The 17,717-nt window shown below is 71.9% G+C and carries 18 protein-coding genes; 10 read left to right on the top strand and 8 right to left on the bottom strand.

What is annotated here, in order from left to right; all coding sequences use genetic code 11:
• Nucleotides 1-349: 349 nt before the first annotated feature.
• The 3 genes from LV79_RS32280 (at nucleotide 350) to LV79_RS32270 (ending at nucleotide 3,015) form a co-directional block, all read left to right on the top strand.
• Nucleotides 350-1,249, top strand: a complete 900-nt coding sequence (locus tag LV79_RS32280; RefSeq protein WP_253842112.1) for an Rv0361 family membrane protein — start codon at nucleotides 350-352, stop codon at nucleotides 1,247-1,249.
• A 193-nt stretch (nucleotides 1,250-1,442) separates the two neighbouring features.
• Nucleotides 1,443-2,141 carry a hypothetical protein gene (locus tag LV79_RS32275; RefSeq protein ID WP_253842111.1) on the top strand — a complete coding sequence of 233 codons (699 nt, stop codon included), beginning with the start codon at nucleotides 1,443-1,445 and terminating at the stop codon, nucleotides 2,139-2,141.
• Between the two features lie 79 nt (nucleotides 2,142-2,220).
• The gene (locus LV79_RS32270) at nucleotides 2,221-3,015 is read left to right on the top strand and encodes a hypothetical protein (protein WP_253842297.1); all 795 of its coding nucleotides are present in this window, start codon (nucleotides 2,221-2,223) and stop codon (nucleotides 3,013-3,015) included.
• Between the two features lie 108 nt (nucleotides 3,016-3,123).
• On the opposite strand, the gene LV79_RS32265 is transcribed toward LV79_RS32270, so the two are convergent.
• Nucleotides 3,124-3,957 (bottom strand): tRNA (adenine-N1)-methyltransferase, encoded by an 834-nt coding sequence (locus LV79_RS32265; RefSeq protein WP_253842110.1) that lies wholly within the window; start codon nucleotides 3,955-3,957, stop codon nucleotides 3,124-3,126.
• A gap of 68 nt (nucleotides 3,958-4,025) precedes the next feature.
• Nucleotides 4,026-5,159 (bottom strand): site-2 protease family protein, encoded by a 1,134-nt coding sequence (locus LV79_RS32260; protein ID WP_253842109.1) that lies wholly within the window; start codon nucleotides 5,157-5,159, stop codon nucleotides 4,026-4,028.
• Between the two features lie 685 nt (nucleotides 5,160-5,844).
• Here LV79_RS32260 and LV79_RS32255 point away from each other — a divergent pair.
• On the top strand, nucleotides 5,845-6,735 hold the full coding sequence (locus LV79_RS32255) for a RecB family exonuclease (protein WP_253842108.1): 891 nt from the start codon (nucleotides 5,845-5,847) through the stop codon (nucleotides 6,733-6,735).
• A 19-nt stretch (nucleotides 6,736-6,754) separates the two neighbouring features.
• Here LV79_RS32255 and LV79_RS32250 read toward each other — a convergent pair whose 3' ends face one another.
• Nucleotides 6,755-7,018 carry a phosphoribosyl-ATP diphosphatase gene (locus tag LV79_RS32250; protein ID WP_253842107.1) on the bottom strand — a complete coding sequence of 88 codons (264 nt, stop codon included), beginning with the start codon at nucleotides 7,016-7,018 and terminating at the stop codon, nucleotides 6,755-6,757.
• Nucleotides 7,015-7,743 (bottom strand): HAD family hydrolase, encoded by a 729-nt coding sequence (locus tag LV79_RS32245; RefSeq protein WP_344761060.1) that lies wholly within the window; start codon nucleotides 7,741-7,743, stop codon nucleotides 7,015-7,017. The genes LV79_RS32250 and LV79_RS32245 overlap by 4 nt, the downstream gene beginning before the upstream one ends.
• A 148-nt stretch (nucleotides 7,744-7,891) precedes the next feature.
• Here LV79_RS32245 and LV79_RS32240 point away from each other — a divergent pair, with 148 nt between their 5' ends.
• Together LV79_RS32240 and LV79_RS32235 are read left to right on the top strand one after the other, a co-directional pair.
• Complete coding sequence (locus LV79_RS32240; protein WP_253842283.1) at nucleotides 7,892-8,788, top strand: PAC2 family protein; 897 nt, start codon at nucleotides 7,892-7,894, stop codon at nucleotides 8,786-8,788.
• Nucleotides 8,785-9,912, top strand: coding sequence for an MFS transporter (locus LV79_RS32235; protein WP_253842106.1), 1,128 nt, complete (start codon nucleotides 8,785-8,787; stop codon nucleotides 9,910-9,912). The genes LV79_RS32240 and LV79_RS32235 overlap by 4 nt, the downstream gene beginning before the upstream one ends.
• Nucleotides 9,913-9,961: 49 nt before the next feature.
• Here the strand turns inward: LV79_RS32235 and mshC are convergent, their stop codons facing one another.
• Nucleotides 9,962-11,188 (bottom strand): cysteine--1-D-myo-inosityl 2-amino-2-deoxy-alpha-D-glucopyranoside ligase, encoded by a 1,227-nt coding sequence (mshC, locus tag LV79_RS32230; RefSeq protein WP_253842105.1) that lies wholly within the window; start codon nucleotides 11,186-11,188, stop codon nucleotides 9,962-9,964.
• A gap of 161 nt (nucleotides 11,189-11,349) precedes the next feature.
• On the opposite strand from mshC, the gene LV79_RS32225 reads away from it, so the two are divergent.
• Both LV79_RS32225 and LV79_RS32220 read left to right on the top strand, forming a co-directional pair.
• The gene (locus LV79_RS32225) at nucleotides 11,350-12,552 is read left to right on the top strand and encodes a S8 family serine peptidase (protein WP_253842104.1); all 1,203 of its coding nucleotides are present in this window, start codon (nucleotides 11,350-11,352) and stop codon (nucleotides 12,550-12,552) included.
• Nucleotides 12,549-12,788: a hypothetical protein gene (locus LV79_RS32220; RefSeq protein ID WP_253842103.1), complete on the top strand. Its 240-nt coding sequence runs from the start codon at nucleotides 12,549-12,551 to the stop codon at nucleotides 12,786-12,788. Before LV79_RS32225 ends, LV79_RS32220 begins: the two co-directional genes overlap by 4 nt.
• 4 nt (nucleotides 12,789-12,792) lie before the next feature.
• Here LV79_RS32220 and LV79_RS32215 read toward each other — a convergent pair whose 3' ends face one another.
• The gene (locus LV79_RS32215) at nucleotides 12,793-13,899 is read right to left on the bottom strand and encodes an aminotransferase class V-fold PLP-dependent enzyme (protein ID WP_253842102.1); all 1,107 of its coding nucleotides are present in this window, start codon (nucleotides 13,897-13,899) and stop codon (nucleotides 12,793-12,795) included.
• 19 nt (nucleotides 13,900-13,918) lie between these two features.
• On the bottom strand, nucleotides 13,919-14,692 hold the full coding sequence (locus LV79_RS32210) for an ion transporter (RefSeq protein ID WP_253842101.1): 774 nt from the start codon (nucleotides 14,690-14,692) through the stop codon (nucleotides 13,919-13,921).
• Between the two features lie 56 nt (nucleotides 14,693-14,748).
• Here LV79_RS32210 and LV79_RS32205 point away from each other — a divergent pair, with 56 nt between their 5' ends.
• Entirely contained in the window at nucleotides 14,749-15,384 is a 636-nt protein-coding gene (locus LV79_RS32205) for a DUF427 domain-containing protein (protein ID WP_253842100.1), read from the top strand.
• 116 nt (nucleotides 15,385-15,500) lie between these two features.
• Nucleotides 15,501-16,424 carry an anti-sigma factor RsbA family regulatory protein gene (locus LV79_RS32200; RefSeq protein WP_253842099.1) on the top strand — a complete coding sequence of 308 codons (924 nt, stop codon included), beginning with the start codon at nucleotides 15,501-15,503 and terminating at the stop codon, nucleotides 16,422-16,424.
• A gap of 352 nt (nucleotides 16,425-16,776) precedes the next feature.
• Here LV79_RS32200 and LV79_RS32195 read toward each other — a convergent pair whose 3' ends face one another.
• Nucleotides 16,777-17,415 carry a transposase family protein gene (locus LV79_RS32195; protein WP_253842098.1) on the bottom strand — a complete coding sequence of 213 codons (639 nt, stop codon included), beginning with the start codon at nucleotides 17,413-17,415 and terminating at the stop codon, nucleotides 16,777-16,779.
• Between the last annotated feature and the right edge of the window lie 302 nt (nucleotides 17,416-17,717).

Here is a 17,717-nt window from a genome sequence, read left to right as displayed (position 1 = left end):
CCTACGGTACCGGCGATCACCGACAAGGACAGAGCATCGACATGTCGGAACTTGCGTGTCACACCCGCGTGACACTCGCTTGGCCGCACCCCGTGCGCCATCCCGGTACTGGCGGGAACCGGACGGGCATCACCGTGCGTCCGCGCACTAGGCCGACCGCGCGGGTGTGAACGGGAGTGTCGCGTCAGCACGGCTGGTGTTACCGAGGGCCGCGCCCGGCGCGTCCGGCTGGTGGGCACCACCGGGTCGACCCCGGCCGCGGCGGGCGCCGTGACACGATCACCGGCACGATCGGCCCGAGACGATCACTCCCACCCGCACACTCCACTCCCACGAAAGCCCGGGGATCATGACCCAACCGCCGCACGATCCGCACGCAGGACAGCCGCAGGAGCCCGGACAGCAGCCTGACCAGGGCGGATACCAGCAGGCGTTCCCGGGGCAGACCCAGTTCCTGCCCGCCGGGGCGTTCCCCGGCGCGGAGCAGAACCCGCCACCGGCCCAGGACCCGTACGCCACACCGGGTGCGCACGGCGCGCCCGCGCAGCAGCCCGCGCCGGGTCAGTACGGCCAGTCCGGTCCTCACGCTGCGCAACCACCGGGGTACCCGGCGAATTTCCCACAATCCGGACAGCAGGGGCCCGGTCAGCCCGGCGCGGACCCGGCGGCGGGGGGCCAGTTCGGCGGCGGCCAGTACCCGGCGCAGCCCGGCGGCGGCCAGTACCCGCAGGAGCAGTTCCAGCAGCAGTACCCGCAGGGCGGCTACGGCCAGCAGCCCGCGCAGGTCCCCCAGGCGGGTGGCTACCCGCAGCAGCCGGGCGGCTACCCGCAGGGCCCGTACGGCGGCCCGACCTACGGCCCGGCGCGGCGCAGCCCGATGCCGTGGGTGCTCGCGGGCGGCGGCCTGGTGGTGATCGGCATCATCGTGACGCTGATCCTGGTGCTCAGCGGGGACGGCACCGGGTCGCCGCGCGGCACGACCGAGGCGTTCATCGACGCGGTCAAGAGCCGCGACGCGGAGGCCTTCAACCGGCTGATGTGCGACGAGGACGGCAAGACCACGCAGAAGGAGATCGACGAGGACCGCGACGTCCAGATCACCGACACGTCGGTCACCAACGTCACCGAGAGCGGCGACACCGCGGTCGGCGAGTTCAGCGCCACCATCGGCGGCCGCTCGACCAAGGTCCGGCTCCAGTTGAAGAAGCGCGACGACGTGTGGTGCGTCGACCGGATCGGTCGCGGCTGACCCGTGCCCGATTCGTCACCCGATCGAGGCCCGCGCCGGTAGCGGGGTGGGCCGGTGCGGGCGGCTGCGGCTAATACCATGATGTCGCCCCGACGGGATACGGTCGGCGGTGGAACGCGGCGGTGGCCCCAACCGTCTACTCCGCGTCGGCCGCAGGCGCGGCACCCGCAGTCCAGAAGGAAGTCAGGACCAGATGACCTACCCTCCGCAGCAGCCAGGGCCCTACGGCCAGCAGCCGCAGCAGCCCGGCGGCTTCGGGAACCAGCCACAGCAGCCCGGCGGCCAGTTCCCGCCGACCAGCCAGTTCCCCCAGCAGGGCGGCTACCAGGGGCTCGGCGGGTTCCCCGGCGGGGGTGGGCAGCCACCGAAGCAGAAGAACACCGGCAAGATCGTCGCGATCGTGATCATCGCGGTGCTGGTGCTCGGCGGCGCCGGGGTCGGGGTCTACTTCCTGACCAAGGACAGCAAGAACGGCGCCGGTGGCGGCGGCTCGACCACGACCACCAGCGCGCCCAAGACCACGGGCAAGAAGTCGGCGACCGACGAGCCGACGACCACCACCAAGGCGGCGCCGGACACCTCGGGCCCGCAGGAGGTCGTCGAGAACTACCTCAAGGCCTACGAGTCCAAGAGCTTCTCCTCGGTCACCGGTAACGCCTGCGACGCGTACAAGGACAAGTACGGCACCGACACCACGGCCCTGGAGAAGGAGCTGGAGCCGTTCGACATCACGGCGACCGCCCAGGGCGAGCCGACCGTGTCGGGGTCGTCGGCGACCGCGCTCATCGACCTGGTGCTGAGCAAGGACGGGACGAGCAAGGACGCCAGCATCAAGATCAAGATCGTCAAGGAGAGCGGCGAGTGGCGGTTCTGCGGCGAGGAGGAGGCCTGAGCACGGCACCGATCGAGACCGACCGCAGAGCCCGCACGACCACGACCGCCACACCGCCAGCACGAGCCGGGGACCACAGATGACCTACCCTCCGCAGCAGCCGGGACCCTACGGGCAGCAGCCCGACCCCTACGGCCAGCAGCAGCCCTACCAGCACGACCCGTACGCCCAGCAGCAGCCGCAGCAGCCGCACGACCCGTACGGGCAGCAGCAGCAGCAGCCGCAGCAGGACCCATACGGCCAGCAGCAGCAGCCCTACTACGGCCAGCAGCCCCAGCAGTTCGGCCAGGACCCCTACGGCCAGCAGCAGCCCTACGGCGGCTACGGCCCGGGTGGGCAGCCGCCGAAGAAGGGCAACGGCAAGATCATCGCCATCGTGGTGATCGCCGTGCTCGTGCTCGGCGGCGGTGGCGTCGGCCTGTACTTCCTGCTCAACAAGGACAGCGGGAACTCGGCGTCGCCCAGCGGCGGTGGTGGTGAGACCTCCACGACCCCCACCACGACGAAGAAGTCGACCAAGACCACCACCGACGACGAGACGACCACCACCAAGCGGCCGACCACCACGACCGCGGAGAGCGGTGGCGGCGGTGGCGGCGCGGACCTCAAGGCGGCGGGCGCCAAGTACGCCGACGCGGTCAACGCCAAGGACGAGGCGACCGCGAAGTCGCTGACCTGCTCGGGCACCGAGCCCGGCATCATGTACACCAGCGTCGCCCCCAACGGCGGCAAGGTGACCGTGGTGGGCGAGCCGGAGACCTACGGCGACAGCAACGGCAAGGTCGACACCCAGGTGACGGTCATGGGCAGCGCCCCGATCGACTTCCCGATCGTGTTCGAGAAGAAGTCCAACGGCTGGTGCGTGTCCCTCTAGGACGGTAGACGCGAAGAGGGCCCGGCGGGAGTTGTTCCCACCGGGCCCTCTTCGCGTCTGTCGGCTCTTGGTCCTGTCGGCCTTTGGTCCTGTCGGCCTTTGGTCCTGTCAGCCCTTGCTGGGGCGCCGCTGCGGCCGGGGGGTGACGACCCCGTCGGCGAGGCGGCGGGCGGTGATCAGGAACGCCGTGTGCCCGATCATCCGGTGCTCCGGGCGGACCGCGAGGCCCACCGAGTGCCACGGGCGGACCAGCGTCTCCCAGGCGTACGGCTCGGTCCAGCAGGTCTGCTCGCGCAGCGCCTCCGCGACCCGCGACAGCTGCGTCGTGGTGGCCACGTAGACCACCAGCACACCGCCCGGGATGATGTTCTTGGCGACCGTGGGCAGCACGTCCCACGGGGCGAGCATGTCCAGGATGACCCGGTCGACCTCACCGGTGTGGTCGGCGAGGTCGCCGACGGTCAGCGACCAGTTGGCCGGGTGCTCGCCGTAGAACTGCACCACGTTGCGCTCGGCGTGCTCGGCGTGGTCGGCGCGGATCTCGTGCGAGATGACCGCGCCGGTGGGGCCGACCGCGCGCAGCAGCGAGCAGGTCAGCGCGCCGGACCCGGCACCGGCCTCCAGCACCCGGGCGCCGGGGAAGATGTCGCCGTGCATGATGATCTGCGCGGCGTCCTTGGGGTAGATGACCTGGGCGCCACGCGGCATCGACAGCACGTAGTCGGCCAGCAGCGGGCGCAGCGCCAGGTAGGCGGTGCCCGCCACGGAGCTGACGACGGACCCCTCGGGCTGCCCGATGATGTCGTCGTGGGCGAGGGCGCCGCGGTGGGTGTGGTACTTCTCCCCCGGTTCGAGGATGAGGGTGTAGTGCCTGCCCTTGGGGTCGGTGAGCTGCACCCGGTCCCCTGCCTCGAACGGACCGCTGACCTTGCGTGCCGACACCCGGACCTCGCCCTCCTGCCGTGCCTGAACTGACAGGAGATGGTCGCAGAGACCCCCCGGCGCCCCGCTCAGCGGGTCCCGTGCGCGCGCAGCGCGGCGTGCAGGTCCTCCCGGCGCAGCACCCCGGACGGGCGGCCCTCGTCGTCGACCACGACGAACTGCCAGGACGGGGTCTCCAGCACCCGCTCGGCGATCTCCTCGCCCGGTTCGGAGGCCAGCAGCACCGACTCGGGCCGGATCGGCTCGGCGGCCTGCTCGGCGGGCGCGAACGGCGACACCGCGGCCAACTCCCTGGCGACCACCTCGTCGAGCAGCCCAGCGGCGACGCCGTCGGCCCGGACCAGCACCACCCCTCGTCCCGCCGCGGCCGCGAGCGCGTCGGCGACGGGGCTCTCGGCGGGCAACTGCAGCACCGGGCGGACCACATCGGACAGCAGCAGCCCTTCAGGCCAGCCGCGCCGCTGCTCCGCCGCGAGCTCACCACTGGCGCCCGCGACGACGAACCACGCGGTCAACACGCACACACCCAGCCGCAGCCAGCGGTCCGGGCTCTGCTCCAGCACCCCCCACAACGCCCAGGCCACCAGCAGCCCGGCGACCGCCCACCCGCCCACCACCGCCGCCCTGGTCCCCGCCCCTCGCCGCCCGGTGACCGCCCACACCCCGGCCCGCACCATCCGCCCACCGTCGAGCGGGAGCCCGGGAAGCAGGTTGAACACAGCCACAGCGGTGTTGGCGAAGGCGCACTCGAGTACGAGCAACCACACCGGCCCCCCGGACGGGATCACCAACAGCGCGAGCCCGCACACCCCAGCCAACGCGATCGACACCGCGGGCCCAGCCGCCGCCACAACCCCCTCATGCCCCGGCCGCCGCGGCGTCTTGGCGATCTCGGAGAGGCCACCGAGGAGGAACAACCGCAACCTGCGCACCGGCAGCCCCAACTTGAGCGCCACGACGCAGTGCCCCAACTCATGAGCCAGCACCGACGCCCCCAACAACACGGCGAACGCAGCCGCGAGCAGGACGGAGGTGACCATGTCAGCCCCAGGCATCAGCGTCCCGACGAGCGGTGTGTAGAACACCACCACCGCCAACGCCCCAAGCCACCAGGACGGCGCCAACACCACCGGCACGCCGCTGTACCGGAACAGCAGCAACCCGCCGCCCACAGCGGGAAGTTGGTGTGTGGTGCCCGTCACCCCACCCAGACTAGCCACACCGGTGTGGGACGGGGGTGATCCGGGCCCGGGTGTCCATTGTGGATGCTTTAGCTCCGCTTACCGCTGTTGATGATCTTCACTGGGGCGATCTGGGTGGCGGGGCGGGGCGTTGACGGGGCTTGGGCTCTTGAGCTGGGGATTCTTGGCCGGGTCGCGCCGATTTTCCGCCTTCTGGGTGACAGAGGTTATCCACATGTGGATCTCCGCGGGGGTGCTTTCAAGATCGACTGTCGGTGTGCCCCGGGTAGACTGGACCAGGGACGCCCCCCGGAGAGGGTGGGGGCCGGGCAGGGGTTGCCTGCGCGCGCGGGCGCGATCCGGGGGCGGTAGGGCGGTGCGACCGCGGGGTGGTTGCGGGCTGGCGCGGTGGTGCGGCTGGAGGAGTTCCAGGCCCGGTGGGGCCGGTGCGGAAATGGGCTCGGTGGGGCCGGAGCGCCGGTACGGACCTGGCAGGAGCGGGCACACGGCGCGCGGCCAACGATCTGGCAGGAGCAGTGCAGGCGGAGCACGGTCACCGACCTGGCAAGAGCGGCACAGGCGGCGCGCGGGGCCGGTAGTGCGACCGGAGGTCCCGCAAGGAGAGGGCTCGGCTCCGGTCTGTCAGAGGAACCAGAGCGGGTGCGGTGTCGGGGGTTGTCGGGGGGCGACACTAAGGTCGGGGATCATGGCTACGGAGACCGAGCCCATCCCGGTTCAAGCGGGTGCGCGGCAGGGGGCGGGCAGGCGGCGGCCCGCGTTGTCGCCGTCGCGGGCGGGGGATTTCAAGCAGTGTCCGTTGTTGTACCGGTTCCGGGCAGTGGACCGGTTGCCCGAGACGCCGACGAAGGCGCAGGTTCGGGGGACGGTGGTGCACGCCGTGCTCGAGCGGCTCTACGGGTTGCCCGCGGTGCAGCGGGTGCCCGAGACCGCGCACGGGTTGCTGGCGCCGACGTGGGCCGAGTTGCTGGCCGAGCAGCCCGGGCTTGGCGCGATCTTCGACGAGGGTGAGGACCCGGCCGACTGGTTGGCCTCGGCGGACGGGTTGATCGACGGGTACTTCGAGTTGGAGGACCCGCGGCGGTTGCAGCCGGAGGCCTGTGAGCTGCTGGTGGAGACCGAGCTGCCGTCCGGGGTGTTGCTGCGCGGGTACATCGACCGGCTGGACGTGGCGCCGACCGGGGAGATCCGGGTGGTCGACTACAAGACCGGGGCGGCGCCGCGGGAGATCGGTGAGGCCAAGGCGCTGTTCCAGATGAAGTTCTACGCGCTGGCGGTGTGGCGGTTGCGCGGTGAGGTGCCCCGGCAGCTGCGGTTGATGTACCTGGCCGACCGGCAGTCGCTGGCCTACACGCCGGACGAGGCTGAGCTGGCGCGGTTCGAGCGGACGCTGGACGCGATCTGGGCGGCGATCCTGCGCGCGGGCCGCAGCGGGGACTTCCGGCCGAACAAGAGCAAGCTCTGCGGGTGGTGCTCGCACCAGGCGCACTGCCCGGAGTTCGGCGGGACCCCGCCGGAGTACCCGGGCTGGCCCGAGCCCGACCCCGGCGAGGAGTCGGCGCTGGACCGGGCCGACTAGCTCGACCGGCCCGACCGGCTCAGAGGTACTTGTAGACGTCGTCGAGGGTGAGGCCGCGGCCGACCATCAGGACCTGGACGCGGTAGAGCAGCTGGGAGATCTCCTCGGCCAGCTCGGCGTCGCTCTGGTACTCGGCGGCGATCCAGACCTCGCCCGCCTCCTCGAGGACCTTCTTGCCCTGGGCGTGCACGCCGTCGTCGAGCGCGCGCACCGTGCCCGAGCCCTCCGGGCGGGTGGCGGCGCGGTCGGTGAGCTCGGCGAACAACTGGTCGAAGGTCTTCACGCCGGACGATCCTGCCACCCGGGCTCCGCCCGGGCGAAACCGGCGGCCATCACCGCGCGCAGCAGGTCGGCGTCCAGGCCGACCAGCGACTCGCGCGGGACCCGGCGCGGCCCGGGGTCGACCGGGACCTCGCAGGGCACGACCAGCACCGTGCAGCCCGCGGCGACGGCGGCGGTGGTGCCGGTCGGCGAGTCCTCCACGGCCAGGCAGGTGGTCGGGTCGACGCCGAGCAGGGCGGCGGCCTTGAGGTAGGGCTCGGGCAGCGGCTTGTTCAGGCCGTCGACCTCGTCGCCGCACACGGTGACGTCGAAGTGCTCGCGGCCGAGGGTGTCGAGCGCCACCTCGGTCAGCGCCCGCTCGGTGGAGGTGACCAGGGCCACCGGCAGTCCGGTGGCCCGCACCGCGCGCAGCGCCTCGGGGGCGCCGGGCCGGAAGGTCAGCCGGGTCGCGAACAGCTCCCGCATCCGGGCGTCGATCCAGCCCATCGCCTCCCGGATGTCGGCCGCGGTGGGCACCACGCCGATCCCGCCGAAGAGCAGGCCCATGCTGGTGGGGACGTTGCTGCCGACCATCGCGGCCCTGGTCTCGGGCGCCAGCGGGACCCCCAGCTTGAGCGAGTACTCGCCGAGCGGGATGTCCCACAGCTTCTCCGAGTCCAGCAGCGTGCCGTCCATGTCCCAGAGCACCGCGGCGGGGAGGCCATCCACTGTGGACGGTCTGGTCACGGGGCGTCCTCCACTCGTGCGACGTCGCGGGGCCCGGGTGCCGACCCGGGGTCCGGCCGCGGCGTCGCGGCACCTGCCCAGCCTACGATCTCCGCCGCCGACCCCCTAGCCGTAGGCTTGCCGGGTGACCGACCCGGACCACCAGCAGATGGCGCCCGACCGCGAGCCCACGGCGCGGCGGGAACTCGTCGACCCCGTGCTGGTCGCGGCCTTCGAGGGCTGGAACGACGCGGGCGACGCGGCGAGCACCGCGATCGAGCACCTGCAGCTGACCTGGGACGCGAGTCCGCTGCTGGAGATCGATCCGGACGACTACTACGACTTCCAGGTGACCAGGCCGACCGTGCGCATGGTGGACGGTGTCACGCGGAGGGTGGAGTGGCCCACGACGCGGCTCTACCTGTGCAGGCCGCCCGGGTCCAACCGGGACGTCGTGCTGGTGCACGGCATCGAGCCGAACATGCGGTGGCGCAAGTTCTGCGCGGAGCTGCTGGGCCACATCGAGGAGCTCAACATCACCACGGTGGTGACGCTGGGCGCGCTGCTGGCCGACACCCCGCACACCCGCCCGGTCCCGGTGACCGGCACGGCCTACGACGCGACCTCGGCGGCCCGCTTCGGCCTGGAGCGCTCGCGCTACGAGGGCCCCACCGGCATCGTCGGCGTGCTGCAGGACGCCTGCGTGCGGGCCGGGGTGCCCGCGATCTCGATCTGGGCCGCGGTGCCGCACTACGTGTCGCAGCCGCCCTCGCCCAAGGCGACGCTGGCGCTGCTGCACCGGGTGGAGGAGGTGCTGGACGTGGAGGTGCCGCTGGGCACGCTGCCCGACCAGGCCGAGGAGTGGCAGCAGACGGTCAGCGAGATGGCCGAGGAGGACGAGGACGTGCGCAACTACGTGCGCGCCCTCGAGGAGCGCGGCGACGCGGAGGACACGCTCAACGAGACCAGCGGTGACGTGATCGCCGCCGAGTTCGAGCGCTACCTGCGCAGGCGCAGGCCCGGTCCCGGGCGCGGCAGCTCAGGCCCCGGCCCGACCGGGGTGTGAACCGCGGCGTCACCGTCGCGCTGTACGCGGGCGGGTTCCTCGGCCCGTTCGCCGGTGGCATCACGACCTCGATGCTGCCGGAGCTGGGGGCGGACTTCGGGGTGTCGACGCAGGTGGCGTCGTACTCGCTGACCGCGTACCTGGTGCCGTTCGCGGCGTTGATGCTGTTCTCCGGCACGTTGGGTGCCCGGTGGGGCGCGGAGCGCAGCGTGCGGGTCGCGTACCTGGTGTACGTGGTGTCGTCCGCGGCGTGCGCGCTGGCCACGACGTACCCGCTGTTCCTGGCCGCGCGCGCGGTGCAGGGTGGGGCGAACGCGTTCACCACTCCCCTGCTGCTGGCGGCCATCGCGACCGTGACACCGCCGGAGCGCCTGGGTAGGGCTCTTGGCCTCTACGCGTCCCTGCAAGCGGCGGGGCAGACGAGCGCGCCGCTACTCGGTGGCGTGGCCGCGGAGGCGAACTGGCGCTACGCGTTCATCGGCGTCGCGATCGTGTCGGCCGGGTTGGCGCTGGCAGGCCTACCGGAGCAGATGCGGGAGAAGCAGCGCACACACTTGACGTTGAGGTCCGCGTGGCGACCTAGCGTGTTGCGCGCGGGGTGGCTGGCGATGGTCGGTTGGGCCTGTCTGGGCGGGATGTCCGTGTTGCTCGCTTTGCGGGCAGAGGAGACGTTCGGACTTAGCGCTGCCGAGCGCGGGTTGGTGCTGACCGGGTTCGGTGTTGTCGGCCTGCTCTCGGCGCGGCCGGTGGGGCGGGCGATCGACCGGATCGGCGGGCGGCGCGCGGTGTTGATCGGGTCGGTCGCGGGAGCGGTGCCGGTGGCGCTGGTGGGGACGCTGACCTGGCTGCCCGCGGTGGCGGTGCTGTGGGCGCTGACCGGGATCTCGGCGCAGTTGGTGCTGACCGGCGTCAACTCGCTCGTGTTGGGCGGGGACGGTCCTAACCGGGCGGGCGCGGTGTCGGTGGTGCAGTCGCTGCGGTTCACCGGCGCGGCCGCGTCCCCGTTGGCGTTCACACCGCTCTACCAGGTCGAGCCCTGGCTGGGGTTCGTGATCCCCGCGGCGTTCGTGTCCACTTCGGCGGTCCTGGTGCTAGGTCGGCAGAAGGACAAGCCACTCCCCTAACGCAGCGGGTGCGTTAGGGGAGGACTGTCGCTAGAGGGCGATCTCGACGCTAGAGCTCGATCCCCAGCAGTGCGTCCACAGCGTCCCGAACAGCGGCGGGCGCTGCCGGGTCGCTACCGCCCTGGGCGGCCCAGGCGTCGACGGCGGCCAACGCGTTGGGGGTGTCCAGGTCGTTGGCCAGGTGGTCGCGCAACCGGGCGATGAGGTCCTCGGCGGGGGCACCGGTCTCGGCGCCGGTGGCCGCGCGCCAGCGGGCGAGCCGGTCCTTGCCCTCGGCGAGCACGGAGTCCGCCCAGGACCGGTCCTGCCGGTAGTGCCCGGAGAGCAAGCCGAGCCGGACCGCCATCGGGTCGACCTTGTCGGCGCGCAGCCGGGACACGAACACCAGGTTGCCGCGCGACTTGGACATCTTCTCGCCGTCGAGCGCGATCATCCCGGAGTGCGTGTAGTGCCGGGCGAACGGGTGCTGCCCGGTGAGCGCCTCGGCGTGCGCGGCGCTGTACTCGTGGTGCGGGAAGATCAGGTCCGACCCGCCGCCCTGCAGGTCGAAGGTGATCCCGAGCCGGTTGAGCGCGATCACGCTGCACTCGACGTGCCAGCCGGGGCGGCCCGGGCCGAGCTCGCTGTCCCACCTGGGCTCACCGGGGCGCGCGGCGCGCCAGAGCAGCGCGTCGAGCGGGTGCCGCTTGCCCGCGCGGTCGGGGTCGCCGCCGCGCTCGGCGAAGAACCGGTTCATCGTCGGTTCGTCGTAGTTGGACTCGGTGCCGAAGCGGCCGGTGGCGGTGTGGTCGAAGTAGACGTCCGGGTACTCGGGGTCGTCCACCCGGTAGGCCGATCCGTCGGCGATCAGCTTGGCCACGGCGGTGACGATCTCCGGGATGGACTCGACGGCGCCGACGTACTCGCGCGGCGGCAGCACCCGCAGCGCGACCATGTCCTCGCGGAACAGCGCCGTCTCGCGCATCCCGAGCACGACCCAGTCGTCCTGGTCGCGCTCGGCGCGCTCCAGCAGCGGGTCGTCGATGTCGGTCACGTTCTGCACGTAGTGCACCTCGTGGCCGTTGTCGAGCCACTGCCGGTGCACCAGGTCGAAGGCGAGGTACGTCGCCGCGTGCCCGAGGTGCGTGGCGTCGTAGGGGGTGATCCCGCAGACGTACATCGTCGCGGTCGGGCCGGGGGACGTCGGTCGGACCTCCCCCGCGGCGGTGTCGAACAGCCGCAGCGGCCGGGGCGTGCCTGCTACCCGCGGCACCGGGTGGGATTGCCAGGTCTGCATGACTCCGACAGTAAACGTCCCGGCCTCATTCGCGGGGGTGTGCCACGGGGTGGACGGTGCGCGCGCTTCGTCACCGTGGGCCAAACGTGTGACCCCCGTTACACCCGACCGAGGTTGGCGATCACCCTGTACAGGGGTCCTGCGTGCAGAGAGGGGCGGACATGACCAATCCCGAGGAGAACACCGGCGCGGCAGCGGGCGATGACGGCACCACCGGCCGGTACCTGGTGCTGCTGGAGGACGGCGCGATCGAGGCGGGCACGCGCGCGCTCAACCAGATCGCGGGGGTGCGCACGGCGAGCACCGCGGAGGCGGCCGGGGCCGAGTTCCCCGGACCGGACGGGCTGGTGTTCGACCGGCTCGGGGTGGCGGTCATCGACGCCGACCCCGACCAGCTCTCGGCGCTGAGCGACGCGGTGGACGCGCCGGGGCCGATCGCGGCGCTGGAGGCCGAGCGCCGGGTGTTCGCGATCAGCGCGACCGCCGAGGAGGCCGCGCCCGCGCCGCAGGTGGACGAGTCGGTGTTCACCTGGGGCCTGCAGGCGGTCGGCGCGAACAAGTCCGCGGCGACCGGGGCCGGGGTGCGGATCGCGGTGCTCGACACCGGGTTCGACTTCGAGCACCCGGAGTTCGCGGGCCGCGCGGTCACCACGGCGTCGTTCATCACCGGCGAGACCGTCGCCGACGGGCACGGGCACGGCACGCACTGCATCGGCACCGCGGCCGGGCCGCGGGCGCCGGGCGGCGGCGCGGGCTACGGGGTGGCGCACGAGGCGGAGATCTTCGCGGGCAAGGTGCTCAGCAACGCCGGGTCCGGCTCCGACGGCGGCATCCTGGCGGGCATCGCGTGGGCGGTGTCGAACACCTGCCAGGTCGTGTCCATGTCGCTGGGCGCGGCCGTGCGGCCGGGCACCCCGTACTCGCAGACCTACGAGCGGGTGGCCAGCCGGGCGCTGGCGCAGGGCACGCTGATCGTGGCGGCGGCGGGCAACGAGTCGCGGCGGCAGGAGGGGCGGATCAACCCGGTCGGGCACCCGGCGAACTGCCCGTCGGTGCTGGCCGTCGGCGCGATCGACGTCGCCACCGCGCTGGGCTGGTTCTCCTGCGGGACGGTCGACCTGATCGGCGCGGTGGACGTGGTGGCGCCCGGGGTGGACGTGTACTCGTCGTGGCCCCGGCCCAAGAACCACAACCGGATCAGCGGCACCAGCATGGCCACCCCGCACGTCGCGGGCGTGGCGGCGCTGATCTCGCAGGCCACCGGCGCGCGCGGGTGGGAGCTGTGGGCGCGGCTGCACCAGGCGGCGCGCCGGTTGCCGCTACCCTCGGTCGACGTGGGTGCTGGTGTGGTGCAGGCTCCGTGAGCGTTCCGGTCCTGGTGACCGTCGACGACGGCGCGCTCGGCGGGCTGACGGCGGTGGTGGCGGCGTTAGAGTCGGCCGGGCTGCGGGTGGACCGCGTCCTGCCGGAGATCGCCACCATCACCGGCGCGGCCGAGCCGAGCGCGTTCGCCGCGTTGCGCGCTGTGTCCGGTGTGGACGGTGTGGAGCGGGCAGGTCCCGGGTTCTCCATCCCGCACCCGGGCAAGGGCGTGCAGTAACGGGCTAGCGGCCCTCGGCGACGGCGTCGGCGAGGGCCTCGAACCCTGCCTGGGTGTTCGCGATCGTGGCGCCGAGGCGGAAGAAGCCCTGCCCGCCGTAAGAGTGCACGGGTACCTCGATGTTGTGGCGCGTGCTCAGTTCGCCGTAGTAGTCGATGGCGTCCTCTGGGCTCGAGACCCAGCCTTCGGGCAGTGGCACCAGCCGCATCAGGGGCGCGTGGTGCGGGCTGACCTGTCCGTCAGCGCCTAGAGCGTCCGCGACGATCTGGACGCCCTTGTCGAGCAGTCGGGCGCTCGCGTCAACGGCGTCCCACCCACCTACCTCGCGCCAGAAGTCCAACGCCTCCGGTAAGGCCATCCACGCCGAGTAGTCCAACGTGCCCGCGTGATCGAACCAGTGCGGGAAGCCAAGCGGGTGGTCGAAGGACGGCACTAGGGGCCGGATCCGGTCGCGCCACGGCTCGGCGATGTAGAGGGCGGCGGCGGTCCGCGCCGCGTAGGCCCACTTGTGGAAGTTGCCCGTCCAGAAGTCGGCGCCGGTGTCCTCTGGCCGCTGCCGCAGGTGCCCCGGTACGTGCGCGGCGTCCACCAGCACCGGCACACCGCGCTCGTGGGCCAGCGCGACGACCCGCTCGACCGGGAGGACCAAGGCGCTGATCGAGGTGATGGCGTCGACGACCACCAGCTTGGTGCTGGGTCGCAGGCCCTCCGCGAACGCGGCGACGACCTCGTCGGGAGTGGCGGTGACCGGGAACGACACCTGCCGCACCTCGGCGCGGTCCTGGGCGGCGAGCAGCACCGTCGGGTAGCCGTGGTCGGACACCAGGATCTCGTCGCCGTCGGCGAACGGGACCGAGGCGAGCACGGTCGCGACGGCCTCGGTGGTGTTGCGGACCAGGACGACCCCGTCGGAGCCGAGGAACTCCGCGCCCGCGGCCCTGGCGCGTTCCACGAGCGGCAGCGTCTCGACCCGGTGGAAGCGCATGGGGTTGGTCTCGGCGCGCAGGGCGTACCGCGCGCGGGCCTCGGCGACGGCGCGGGGCACGATCCCCACCCCGCCGGGGTTGAGGTAGTGAACGGCCGGATCCAGCTGGAAGCGCTCGTCGGTCACCCGGCCATCATCGCAGCGATCACCGGTCCGGCGGCTCCGGCTCGGGAAGGTTCCGGTGGGCGTCGGCGCGCACGGCGGCGCGGATCTGCTCGATGTTCTCCCGCAGCAGGTCCGAGATGAGCTCGTCGGTGCGCGGGTCGGCGAGCATCTCCAGCAGCACGCGCAACGTCGCGTCGGTGACCGAGCCGACGATCTCGTCGTGGAACGGCACCTTGCGCAGCAACCCGGCCTGCGGGTCCTGGCGGATCTTCTCCAGGACCATCGCCCGGATCTCGCCGCGGTTCTCCTCCAGGGCGCTGGCCAGGTTGCGCGCGTAGTGACCGGTGCGCAGGACGGAGACGACCTCCTCCAGCACGGCGACGGTCAGCGGCTTCTTGACCACGTCGATCAGCACCCCGCCGAAGCGGGCCATCGCCCGGTGCGCCAACTCCTCGCCGACGGACCGGTCGACCGGGCGGCGCAGGCGGGTCAGCTGCACGCCGATGCGGACCACGCGCAGCAGCCGGAACGCGCGGAACGCGACGTGCGCCACCGGCACCATGCCGACCAGGTCGTACCAGTTGACCAGCACGAACCGCCGGGTGAAGCCCGCAGCGGCCCACCGCCAGACGAACTCGACGGCGAACACCGCGCACAGGCCGCGGTCGATCCAGACGATCACGTCCGCGTTGGGCGGGTGCCAGAACGCGCGGTAGACCAACAGGCCCACAGCGACCACCGCCAACAGGAGCATCACCCAGTCGTCCACCGAGACGCGGTGCTTGCGCGGCTCGGCGACGGGACTGATGACCATGGTTGAAACCTCCCACGCCACCCCGCGCGCGGCCACTCGCGGGTACCTTCGCCACCGTGAGCACCCTGCGCGTCGAGCGGTCACCGAAGCGGGTCCGGGCCTATCGCGACGGCGCGGTGGTCGTCGACTCGCCCCGGCCGCGGCTGGTGTGGGAGCGGGTGTACCCGACGTACTACTTCCCCGCCGCGGACGTGCGGACCGAGCTGGTGCCGCCGGGCGCGCTGCGGGTGGCCGACGAACCGGAGCTGGCCGGGCTGGTGCGGGTCGCCTGGAACGCGATGGACGAGTGGCTCGAAGAGGACGAACCGGTCTACGTGCACGCGCGGGACCCGTACACGCGCGTCGACATCCTGGCGTCGTCCCGGCACGTGGTCGTCGAGGTGGGCGGGACCGTGGTGGCGTCGTCGCGGCAACCCCGGGTGCTGTTCGAGACGGGGCTGCCCGCGCGGTTCTACCTACCGCTGGTCGACGTGCGGGTGGACCTGCTGCGACCGTCGCGGACGACGACCATGTGCCCCTACAAGGGGACGGCGACGTACTGGCACGTGGTGGTGGACGGGGTCCTGCACGAGGACCTGGTGTGGTGCTACCGCTCGCCGCTGCCGGAGAGCCAGAAGATCACCGGCCTCGCCTGCTTCTACAGCGAGCGCGCCGCGCTGACCGTCGACGGCGTGGCGTCCACTGAGGACTGATCGGCGCGTGGTCGCCGCGGGCGGCCCACCCGGGTAAGATCCGAGCCGACTCCGACTCCCCCTGGGCGGTGGGCACCCGGTCCCGCTGTCCCCCCGGTTCGAGGACGTGACCGCACATGAGCGCACCGGGTTTCGCCCACGAGGCACTGGTCTACCGCGACGAACCGACCTACGTCGACGCCGCCGCGAGCTTCGCCCGCGAGGGCCTGCTGGCGGGCGAGGCGGTGTTCGCGATCCTGCCGCCCGCAGGCGCCAAGCTGCTGCGCGAGTCCCTGGTCGACCTCGCCGATCCCGACGTGGTCGTCGTCGACGCGTGCGAGGTGGGCCGCAACCCGGCCCGGCTGATCCCGGCGATCCGCGCGCGGGTGACCGAGGCAGGCGACCGCCCGGTCCGCGGCGTCGTCGAGTCCACCTGGCCCGGCCGGACCGAGGCCGAACGCGCCGAGGTCGTGCTGCACGAGGCCCTGGTCAACCTCGCCTTCGAGGAGACGACCACGCTGCGCCTGCGCTGCCTGTTCGACGGGTCCGCGCTGCCGGAGGACCTGCTGACCGCCGTCGCGCACACCCACCCCGTCGTCACCGACGGCGTCCGCGCGGTCAGCACGCACTTCGACCACGACTACGCCCACGACCGCTTCGACACCGACCTCCCCACCCCCACCGACGTCACCGACGTCGTCCACTTCTGCATCGACGACCTCCCCGAACTCCGCGACCTCGTCACCGTCCGCGCCAAGCAGTTCGGCCTCCCCCGCGACCGCGCCCTGGACCTGACCCTGGCCACCAACGAGATCGTCACCAACAGCATCTGCCACGGCGGCGAACGCGGCACCCTCCGCCTGTGGACCGACACCGACACCCTCATCTGCGAGATCACCGACAGCGGCCACATCCCCAACCCCCTCGTCGGCCGCCTAGCCCCCCTCCCCGCCATCCAAGGCGGCCGAGGCATCTGGCTCGCCAACCAACTCTGCGACCTCGTCACCATCCGCTCCCACACCCCCCAAGGCACCGCCACCCGCCTCCACGTCCGCCGCTAGTTCCGAGGGCCGGGGCCCCCGCCCGCCCCCCCGCTCCACCAAGTCCCCACGACCAGTCCCAGCCCACCCGCCACGACTGGCGAAGACCCCACACCGTCGGCCCTAAAGCACCCGCCGACAACGTTGCCCTCCACGCCCGCCGACGACGTTGGCCGCCCACCGCTCCACGAAGGCGCTGGTGCCAACTGCTCGATGGGGCGGACTTGTTTTGTGTGGGGGAGGACCACCCGTAGCGTCGTCAGGGGCAGGGGAGGGCCGCTCTGTGGCCCCCTGCTTTTAGCCCTTCCCAGGGTGGTCCCGGGGCCCCGCACAAATGAGTTCGCCCCATCGAGGGTTATGCGCTGAAGGTGGTTCACCAGGTCAGGCGGAGTCGTTCCAATCGGACCAGTAGCGCGAGGAGTCGGGGGAGATCGGTAATGCGGCCGCGGTAGCCGGTGGCGAGGATCTTCCAGTTCTTGAGGTGGGCGATGCAGCGTTCGACGGCGGAGCGGACCGCGGCGAGTTGTGTGTTGAACACCCGCATGTCCGGGTCGTGGAAATCTTTGCGGGCAGGTTTCTTGTAAGGGGTGAGCATCCCGCTCCCTTGATAGGCCTTGTCCGCCAACGTCTGGTCCTGATCCAACTGCGACGCCAACGACCAAGTCCGGAACGCGGTCAGGTCCGACGTACCGCCGGGCAACGGGTCCGAGGCGGTCAGGATCCTGCCCGCCAGGTCCGACACCACGTGCACGTTCATGCCGTGCCTGCGGCGATGGCCCGAGCGGGTGCCCTCGACATTGCGCCTGTTCCCGGTCGGGACCAGGGTGCCGTCCACGATCAACGCCGTGTCCGGCACCGAGGTGACCGGCGGATCGATCCGCTCCAATTCGGCGGCCAGCACCCTGGTGACCAGCGTGATCGTGCGGGAGATCGTGCTCTGGTGCACCCGGTAGAACTTCGCCAACACCGCCTGGGCGGCATTGGTCCGCCAGAACTCCAACGCCAGTATCACCGCCCCCGCCGGCGTGAACCGCCGCCGCGGATCCCATGCCACCCTCGCGGCGAACACCGCACCCAACTCCCGCACCTGGGCATCCGACAACCCGGTGATATTCTGCGACACGCAACAGCCTCTATCGGTCGACGTCTTCCGTGGTAGGAAAACGATCTTACCGACAGGGGCTGTTGCGCTACCCAGAACCCAACCGCAGCCACATCACGCCTGAATAACCCGCATAACCCTCATCGAGCTCTTCGCATTCTCGCGTCAATCCGATGGCGCAGCCGAGGCGTCTACCGCAGCGCAGCGGAGGC

It is taken from the genome of Actinokineospora globicatena, assembly GCF_024171945.1.
In the GTDB taxonomy this organism is placed as follows: Bacteria; Actinomycetota; Actinomycetes; order Mycobacteriales; family Pseudonocardiaceae; genus Actinokineospora; species Actinokineospora globicatena.
Note: the sequence above shows the minus strand (reverse complement) of the source record. Positions and strands in the feature narration are given on the sequence as shown.

Excerpts from the sequence above, each read along its gene's own strand:
- LV79_RS32280 (WP_253842112.1), top strand. The coding sequence starts at position 350 with ATGACCCAACCGCCGCACGATCCGCACGCAGGACAGCCGCAGGAGCCC.
- LV79_RS32275 (WP_253842111.1), top strand. The coding sequence starts at position 1,443 with ATGACCTACCCTCCGCAGCAGCCAGGGCCCTACGGCCAGCAGCCGCAG.
- LV79_RS32270 (WP_253842297.1), top strand. The coding sequence starts at position 2,221 with ATGACCTACCCTCCGCAGCAGCCGGGACCCTACGGGCAGCAGCCCGAC.
- LV79_RS32255 (WP_253842108.1), top strand. The coding sequence starts at position 5,845 with ATGGCTACGGAGACCGAGCCCATCCCGGTTCAAGCGGGTGCGCGGCAG.
- LV79_RS32240 (WP_253842283.1), top strand. The coding sequence starts at position 7,892 with ATGGCGCCCGACCGCGAGCCCACGGCGCGGCGGGAACTCGTCGACCCC.
- mshC (WP_253842105.1), bottom strand. The coding sequence starts at position 11,188 with ATGCAGACCTGGCAATCCCACCCGGTGCCGCGGGTAGCAGGCACGCCC.
- LV79_RS32225 (WP_253842104.1), top strand. The coding sequence starts at position 11,350 with ATGACCAATCCCGAGGAGAACACCGGCGCGGCAGCGGGCGATGACGGC.
- LV79_RS32210 (WP_253842101.1), bottom strand. The coding sequence starts at position 14,692 with ATGGTCATCAGTCCCGTCGCCGAGCCGCGCAAGCACCGCGTCTCGGTG.
- LV79_RS32200 (WP_253842099.1), top strand. The coding sequence starts at position 15,501 with ATGAGCGCACCGGGTTTCGCCCACGAGGCACTGGTCTACCGCGACGAA.